Genomic DNA, 7064 nt, shown 5'->3' on the forward strand with positions numbered 1-7064 from the left:
TGGAGGAACCGATAACGAAGTTTTCAAACGTGTGCTTTGGGTTCAGCGACTCTTCCCTATTGGGATCGTGCGCCGGCTGCTCACGCGGAATGCGGGCATCTGCATTGTGCTGGGGCTGGTATTGCTGCTGTTGCTGGTTGTAATGATCAGCCAGTTCATCCAAGCTCGCCGGGGCATGGCTGGTCTGCCAAGCCTGCTGTGGCGGCTGGTACTGCTGCGGTGACGGCGCCTGCGGTGCTTGAGCCGGGGCGTCGTTAAGCGGTGCTTCTTCTTCCACCGGATTGGCCAGAGTTACAGCAAGCGTGCAAGGCCTGCCCAGGTGCCGGGTAAGGGCACGCGAGATGTGTGAGCCGAGATCGGTTTCGATGACTGCCTTGGCCTTTTCATTGTGTGCTGCCAGCAGTGCGTAGCCATCCATCATCATGATGGGTCGCGCGAGCTGCAGATACAGTCGCTGCGTGTGGTTGAAGTTGGGTACCTCTGAGTTGGGTTTCTCAGATTGGGCGAGCAGATCTTCCACTACTGCTCGCCAGTTGGCGTTAAGTACCGCTTGTTGATCAGTCAACGCGCCTACCTTGTGCGGCCTTCCCAGAAGAAGGCCCTAGTTCGGACGGAGAAAAATTTACAGTGAATTTCACGGACGTATCCACATCGAAAATTGCGGCACGACCTTGATCTCCACAGAGTTATCCACAGATGTGGAACAAATGTTTATCCACAGCCTAGTCGATGGCTGTGGATAACTATCAATCGGGTACTTTAGGCTATTTACCTGCTGGAATACAAAAAGTCTAAAGCTGAGATTTAGAGTTATTCACACCTTGTGGACGGCTGTGGAATTCGATTCTTTAGTTTTACCGCCGAGTTAGCGGGGCTGTCTAACGCTTTTCGGCGCTTGCATGGCGTGAACCTAAAATGCAAGCCGCCGTATGTGCTCTGACCCCGCAAAGTAGCCTTTTAGCTGCAGATAAAAACATCTTTGTAATTTTGGGTACACCCGGGTGTCGATTTGTTCAAGGCTGCATTCGTCACGTAATCTGTCATGGTCTATCGCAACAGAAGACGTTGCGCGTGAGTGTGAACCCACTCCCAAGGGTTGCTAACTACTCACATATCCATTCATCAGTGGAGCTGGGGGAATGATTTTCCCTGGGCTCCGCGCACAACTTCAAGGAGATAATCGTGGCAAAGGGTAAGCGTACCTTCCAGCCCAACAACCGTCGTCGCGCTCGTAAGCACGGCTTCCGCACCCGCATGAGCACCCGTGCAGGTCGCGCTATCGTCGCAGCTCGTCGTAAGAAGGGCCGCGCAAAGCTGTCGGCATAATCGTGCTTCCAGCCCAGCATAAGCTCACTTCGCCAGCGGAATTCCGCAGGACGATCAAGGGCGGCAAGCGGGCCGGTACACGTACGGTTGTTGTGCACTTTCGTAACAACGCCAGCCAAGACACCAAATTCGATATTGCGGCCGCCGGCCCAAGGTTCGGATTGGTTGTTTCAAAAGCCGTCGGGAATGCAGTGGTTCGCCACCGCACCTCCCGGCGGCTTCGGCATGTGTGCAGGTCCCTCTTTCCGGATCTTCCACCGACCGCAGATCTGGTTATCCGCGCGCTTCCCGCAAGCGCCACAGCGAGCAGTGAGCAATTAGAAAAAGACATCCGCAAGGCTCTGCGTAAATGCGGTATGTAAATTCTTCCGGTGCCGAAATCCCGGAAGCTAAGGGTGCGGCAAACCGATGGTAAAAGCGGTGCGCTTCTACCAAAAGTATTTCTCACCCCTTAAGATGGTTTCCACCTGTCGTTTTGAACCGACTTGCAGTGCCTACGCCCTCGAAGCACTCTCCGTTCACGGAGCTATCAAAGGCGCCGGCATGGCCATCGCTAGGGTTTGCAAATGCGGCCCTTGGCATCCGGGCGGGTTTGATCCCGTACCCGGCACGAACAACAACTGAGGACTATCCTTGCTTAATATCATCTATTGGCCGATCTCGGCCGTCTTGTGGTTCTGGCACTGGCTTTTGAGCTTCGTGATGGATCCTTCTTTGGGAATCACGTGGATTCTCTCGATTGTCCTGCTGACGTGGACGCTCAAGGCCATCATGGTCAAGCCGACCATCACTCAGCTGCGCTCATCCCGCAAGATGCAGGAGATCCAGCCGCAAATCCAAGAGCTGCGTACCAAGTACGCGAATGACCAAACCAAGGCTGCGCAAGAGATGCAGCGCATCTACAAGGAATCTGGCGTTCGCCCGATGGCAGGCTGCCTGCCGATCTTCGCTCAGATCCCAATGTTTATTGGTCTGTTCCATGTTCTGCGCGCCTTCGACCGCACCATTCACACTGCGGGTGGCTTCGGTCACCCAGCTGATGAGCCAATGTCGGTGGAGGCTAACGCGAACACTGCGAACTACATCTTCAAGCCGGAATTGGTGCAGCAGTTCCTAGACGCCAAGATCTTTGGCGTTCCGCTGATTACCAACTTGCGCGTGAACTCGCCGATTCTGGATCAGCAGGGCATCACGACGTCGCAGGCAGCGGTCATCATCGTTCCGTTGATTGCCATCATTGCGGTTTTGACCCACTTCAATGCCCGTATGTCGCTCAACCGCCAGGAGGCACGCCGTGCTTCCGGTAAGACTCCGACCCCGCAAGGCCAGAACGCTGAGATGATGCAGCAGCAGATGGCAATCATGAACAAGATGATGCTGTGGGTCATGCCAGGCATGCTGGTCTTCTCCGGTGCTATTTGGCCTATTGGCTTGCTGTTCTACATGTTGGCCAACACCGTCTGGACCTTCTTCCAGACTCGCATCGTGTACAAGAAGATGGATGAGGAAGAGGAGCGAGAGGCAGCCGCCAAGGCAGAACTCAAGCGCACTTCCGCACCGAAGCCAGGTGTGCGCAAGAAGGACAACCGCACCAAGAAACAGCGCAAAAACAACAACTAAAAACAGGAGTTTCTAGTGTCCGATTTGGACCCGTCTGAAGTATTTGGCTCCCGCCTGCCACTCGCGCAGGCTTACCACGATTCGCTCGCTACAGACGGGTCCATTCGTGGTTTTATAGGCCCGCGCGAAGTCCCGCGCCTGTGGGAGCGCCATCTTCTCAACTGTGCCGTGATCGGCGATGTCATGCCGGAAGGCGCCCGCGTAATCGACGTCGGCAGTGGCTCAGGCCTCCCAGGCATCCCGCTGGCCATTGCGCGCCCAGATCTTGATATCACTCTGATCGAGCCGCTCCTAAAGCGCTCCAATTACCTGTCTGAGGTCAAGGAGCTGCTGGACCTAGATAACGTCACCGTCATCCGCGGCCGCGCCGAAGAAGGCCCAGTGAAAAAGGCCGTGAAGGGTGCAGACATCGTGACCTCTCGCGCCGTCGCGCCCTTGGGCAAGCTTGCCAAGTGGTCGCTGCCATTGGTCAAGGTGGGCGGCGAGATGATCGCTTTGAAGGGCGAGTCCGTGTATGAAGAGCTGGAGCGCGACGCAGCTGAGCTAAAGCGTGCTGGCGCAGGTAAAGCCGAGGTCACCACCATCAAGGGCACGACTATCATCCGTGTCCCGCGCGTGAACTAGAGTAGACGGCATGACTAATCCACGTCTTATCACCATCGCGAACCAGAAAGGCGGCGTTGGCAAGACCACGTCGGCTGTCAATCTAGCCGCGGCGCTCGCTGAGGCCGGCAAAAAAGTGTTGGTGATCGACCTGGACCCGCAGGGCAATGCCTCAACTGCGGTGGGCGCTGCCCATACCTCGGGCACTGATTCGAGCTACGAGGTCTTGCTGGGAGACCGCACTGCGGAGCAAGCAATGCAGCCGTCTCCTTCTAGCGCCAATCTCTTCTGTATTCCCGCCACCATTGATCTGGCTGGCGCGGAGATCGAAATGGTCTCGCTGGTACGCCGTGAGTTCCGCCTTTATGACGCACTCCATAACGGCTTCCTTGAAGAGCACGGCTTCGAGTACGTCTTCATTGATTGCCCGCCTTCGCTGGGCCTTTTGACCATCAATGCCATGACCTGTGCCGAAGAGGTCATCATTCCTATCCAGTGCGAGTACTACGCACTGGAGGGCGTGGGCCAGCTGCTGGGCAACATCTCCATGATTCGTGAGCACCTCAACGAGGAACTACATATTTCCGCCGTTTTGCTCACCATGTATGACGCCCGCACCAAATTGGCAGAGCAAGTTGCCCATGAAGTACGCGAACAATTCGGCGCTGTAGTTCTTGGTAATGTAATTCCGCGTTCGGTGCGCGTGTCTGAGGCGTCGGGTTACGGCAAGACTGTTATCTCCTATGATCCTTCTTCCACCGGTGCTAGGGCTTATTCGGCGGCGGCCCGCGAGCTCGATTCGCGCGGTGACTACCGCCCGCACCCCACCACTGGCGCCATCGGCGTTAGCCCAGAGATTTTCGCTGAATTGGAAGGATAAGTTTTAGCATGACGGAACAAAAGCAAGGTGGCCTCGGCAAGGGTCTTGCAGCACTTATCCCTTCTGGCCCCGACGCCCCATCCCGCAAGCCGCGCCTTGGTAACGATGCAGCAGATATCATCCTTGGCGCTGCTACCGGCGGTCCAGCTGGTGATAAGCCCCGCGTGAAGGGCGCGCCAACCATTCCACAGGGCGCTAATAAGAAGCGTCAGGCAAAGCCTTCCGTGATCGGCGCTACCTACCGCGAGATCGCGGTCGGTGACATCATTCCTAACCCAAAGCAGCCGCGTACCGTCTTCGACGAAGAAGGCCTCGCAGAACTCGTTCATTCCATCAAGGAGTTCGGTCTGCTCCAGCCGGTCGTCGTGCGCCCGGCAGATGAGGGCGGCTTTGAGCTCATCATGGGTGAGCGTCGTTGGCGTGCTTCCTCCAAGGCGGGACTTGCCACCATTCCGGCCATCGTCCGCGATACCAAGGATGACAACCTCCTGCGCGATGCCTTGCTGGAAAACATTCACCGCGTGCAGCTTAATCCATTGGAAGAGGCACACGCCTACCAGCAGTTGCTGGAGGAATTCGGCGTCACCCAGAACGAGCTGGCTGATCGCCTCGGCCGTTCCCGCCCGCAGGTGACCAACATGATTCGCCTGCTCAAGCTCCCGGTGAACGTGCAAAAGCGCGTCGCTGCTGGCACCTTATCCGGCGGCCATGCGCGTGCCCTGCTGGGCCTGCCCGATGCTGAGGCCATGGAGCTCATCGCCAACCGCATTATCGCAGAAGGCCTGTCCGTCCGTGCCACCGAGGAAGCGGTTACGCTGTACAAGAGGGGCGATAAGCCACAGGAGAAGAAGCCTGCTGCCCCGCAGCCACAGTACTTCACCGATTCCGCAGAGCGCCTGTCTGACCGCTTCGACACCAAGGTCACCGTCACCATGGGCAAGCGCAAGGGCAAGATGGTCGTCGAATTTGGCGATCAGGAAGATTTCGAGCGCATCCTTGGTCTCATCGAGGGCAAGTAATGCTCGTCGAGTCAGTCAAGGAAGGGGTGGAAATCAACCCCTTGGCGGCTCGTTCCATCTTTTGGGAGCTTGATACTGAGGTAACTGATCCCGCCTTCGAGAAAGAGGCGTGGATTTCCGCTGTGCTCCTAAGCGCCGGCGACTGTGGCCTAACGGTGGGCAACGAGGCTACGGTCTTCTTCTGCCCCGCTGATTATGCGCCTGGGGCGTCCAAGCTGCCTACCGCACCCGTGAGCCAGGACGCAGCTTTGCTGTCCTCATTGTTTGTGAAATCCCATCGCGCGGCACGTGGCTTGGAAGCGGTGCTTCTCGACGCCGCGATTATGAACCTTTCCTCGCGTGAGTTCAGCGCGGTAGAAGCTTTTGGCTACCGCGACGCAAAAGAGGCAGAGTTCCTATTACGCGAAAAACCCGCCTTCATCGGGCTTCTGTCAGTAGAAACCTTAGAATCGGCGGGTTTTATGGTGGTCCAAGACCACCCCGTTACTCCACGGCTGCGCCTGGATCTCCCACCAGCCTTCGACCTGCTCTCGGCCGCTGCGGTAGAAGATCTGCTAGCAAAAGCTTTGGCTTAAGCCTCCTCGGCGCGCAGCAACTCCGAGAACTTATAGGTGCCGGTGACAGCATCGTCATCATCGAGCAGGTAGAGGCGCTTTACAGAAACCACGATTGCTTCTGCAATATCATCGCGCTTGGCTGGCGTAGTAAGCACTTCTACGTCACCAGGGTTGGTGAGATAGCCCAAGACAACCTGGACAACTGGCATCTGCGTCAGGCGCAAAAGATCCCAGGTGCGGCCGTGGTTCCAGCAGTTTTGCAGTGGCGTGCGAGCCACGATCTCGCGCTGGATGAAACCAGAAAGAGTTTCACCAATGAGCGAGGAGCTGCCGATCTCTGAACCAAAGTAGAAGGTGGCAATGCCATTGGCCTTCTCGTTTGGATAGCGGTCACAAGCCAAAGAAATAACCAGATCGGCGTCGAAGGCGTTTGCCAGATCCGCACGGTCCTTGACAGAAGGATTATCGGTACGTGGACGCGAGATGATGGTTTCCATGCCCGCTGCAATCATGCGTCCGACCACGCGCTCTGCCAAGTCCCACAGAAGCTCTTCTTCGGTGACGTCACCAAAGCGGCCCTTGACCTTGATGCCCTTGTCGGCACCGCCTAAGGCAGGGTCGATGACGACGCGCTTGCCTGCAAGCTGTGGGCCGGCGTTGCGGACACGCTCGCGCTCTTGGATGTTGTGTGCGGAACCGCCGGTGATCCGGCGGCCCAGCAGATTAAGAGCGTTGATCGTGGTCGGACCACACACGCCATCCTTTTGGAGACCGCTGTTGAGTTGGTATTCCATGAGTGCGGCGTGAGTATCGGGACCGAAGTGGCCATCCACTCGGTTCTGGTAGAAACCGAGTTCTTGAAGTTGCTGCTGAAGTTGTGCGACATCGTCGCCAACTAAAACGTTGCCCGGCTCGTACGTGAGTACGCGCGCGCCCAAGCTATAAGAAGCCTGGCGCAGCTCACGAAGGGTAAGGTCATCGATTACGCCGGTGGGAACAATTCCGCGAGACTGCTGAAAGGCCTTGATGACCTCAGAGAGTTCGGCGTCGAATACTTTT

At 56.9% G+C, this 7064-nt stretch carries 8 protein-coding genes and 2 pseudogenes; 8 read left to right on the plus strand and 2 right to left on the minus strand.

Going from position 1 to position 7064, the window contains the following annotated elements:
- Nucleotides 1-565: pseudogene (locus tag HMPREF2724_RS13060) on the minus strand (chromosomal replication initiator protein DnaA); the annotation flags it as partial.
- Between the two features lie 617 nt (nt 566-1182).
- Here HMPREF2724_RS13060 and rpmH point away from each other — a divergent pair.
- The 8 genes and pseudogenes from rpmH (at nt 1183) to HMPREF2724_RS02690 (ending at nt 6023) form a co-directional block, all read left to right on the plus strand.
- The gene (gene rpmH, locus HMPREF2724_RS02660; RefSeq protein ID WP_005530694.1) at nt 1183-1326 is read left to right on the plus strand and encodes a 50S ribosomal protein L34; all 144 of its coding nucleotides are present in this window, start codon (nt 1183-1185) and stop codon (nt 1324-1326) included.
- 2 nt (nt 1327-1328) lie between these two features.
- A complete protein-coding gene (rnpA, locus tag HMPREF2724_RS02665; RefSeq protein ID WP_062036513.1) occupies nt 1329-1688 on the plus strand; it encodes a ribonuclease P protein component in 360 nt (119 codons plus the stop codon).
- A pseudogene (gene yidD / locus HMPREF2724_RS13455) lies at nt 1676-1950 on the plus strand (membrane protein insertion efficiency factor YidD). The gene rnpA and the pseudogene yidD overlap by 13 nt, the downstream one beginning before the upstream one ends.
- A 9-nt stretch (nt 1951-1959) precedes the next feature.
- On the plus strand, nt 1960-2946 hold the full coding sequence (yidC, locus tag HMPREF2724_RS02670) for a membrane protein insertase YidC (protein WP_082787647.1): 987 nt from the start codon (nt 1960-1962) through the stop codon (nt 2944-2946).
- Between the two features lie 15 nt (nt 2947-2961).
- Nucleotides 2962-3570 (plus strand): 16S rRNA (guanine(527)-N(7))-methyltransferase RsmG, encoded by a 609-nt coding sequence (rsmG, locus tag HMPREF2724_RS02675; RefSeq protein WP_070586992.1) that lies wholly within the window; start codon nt 2962-2964, stop codon nt 3568-3570.
- 10 nt (nt 3571-3580) lie between these two features.
- Nucleotides 3581-4429 carry a ParA family protein gene (locus HMPREF2724_RS02680; RefSeq protein WP_070586995.1) on the plus strand — a complete coding sequence of 283 codons (849 nt, stop codon included), beginning with the start codon at nt 3581-3583 and terminating at the stop codon, nt 4427-4429.
- An 8-nt stretch (nt 4430-4437) separates the two neighbouring features.
- The gene (locus tag HMPREF2724_RS02685; protein ID WP_070432480.1) at nt 4438-5448 is read left to right on the plus strand and encodes a ParB/RepB/Spo0J family partition protein; all 1011 of its coding nucleotides are present in this window, start codon (nt 4438-4440) and stop codon (nt 5446-5448) included.
- The gene (locus HMPREF2724_RS02690; protein WP_061925507.1) at nt 5448-6023 is read left to right on the plus strand and encodes a hypothetical protein; all 576 of its coding nucleotides are present in this window, start codon (nt 5448-5450) and stop codon (nt 6021-6023) included. Before HMPREF2724_RS02685 ends, HMPREF2724_RS02690 begins: the two co-directional genes overlap by 1 nt.
- Here the strand turns inward: HMPREF2724_RS02690 and HMPREF2724_RS02695 are convergent.
- Nucleotides 6020-7064 (minus strand): N-acetylmuramoyl-L-alanine amidase (locus tag HMPREF2724_RS02695; protein WP_070587074.1); only part of this gene is annotated, 1045 nt, incomplete at its 5' end. The genes HMPREF2724_RS02690 and HMPREF2724_RS02695 overlap by 4 nt on opposite strands.

It is taken from the genome of Corynebacterium sp. HMSC071F07, assembly GCF_001810285.1.
Classification (GTDB): Bacteria; Actinomycetota; Actinomycetes; order Mycobacteriales; family Mycobacteriaceae; genus Corynebacterium; species Corynebacterium simulans.

Bases quoted from the DNA above. Each gene is read 5' to 3' on its own strand.
- HMPREF2724_RS02680 (WP_070586995.1), top strand. From the start codon at position 3,581: ATGACTAATCCACGTCTTATCACCATCGCGAACCAGAAAGGCGGCGTT.
- HMPREF2724_RS02685 (WP_070432480.1), top strand. From the start codon at position 4,438: ATGACGGAACAAAAGCAAGGTGGCCTCGGCAAGGGTCTTGCAGCACTT.
- HMPREF2724_RS02690 (WP_061925507.1), top strand. From the start codon at position 5,448: ATGCTCGTCGAGTCAGTCAAGGAAGGGGTGGAAATCAACCCCTTGGCG.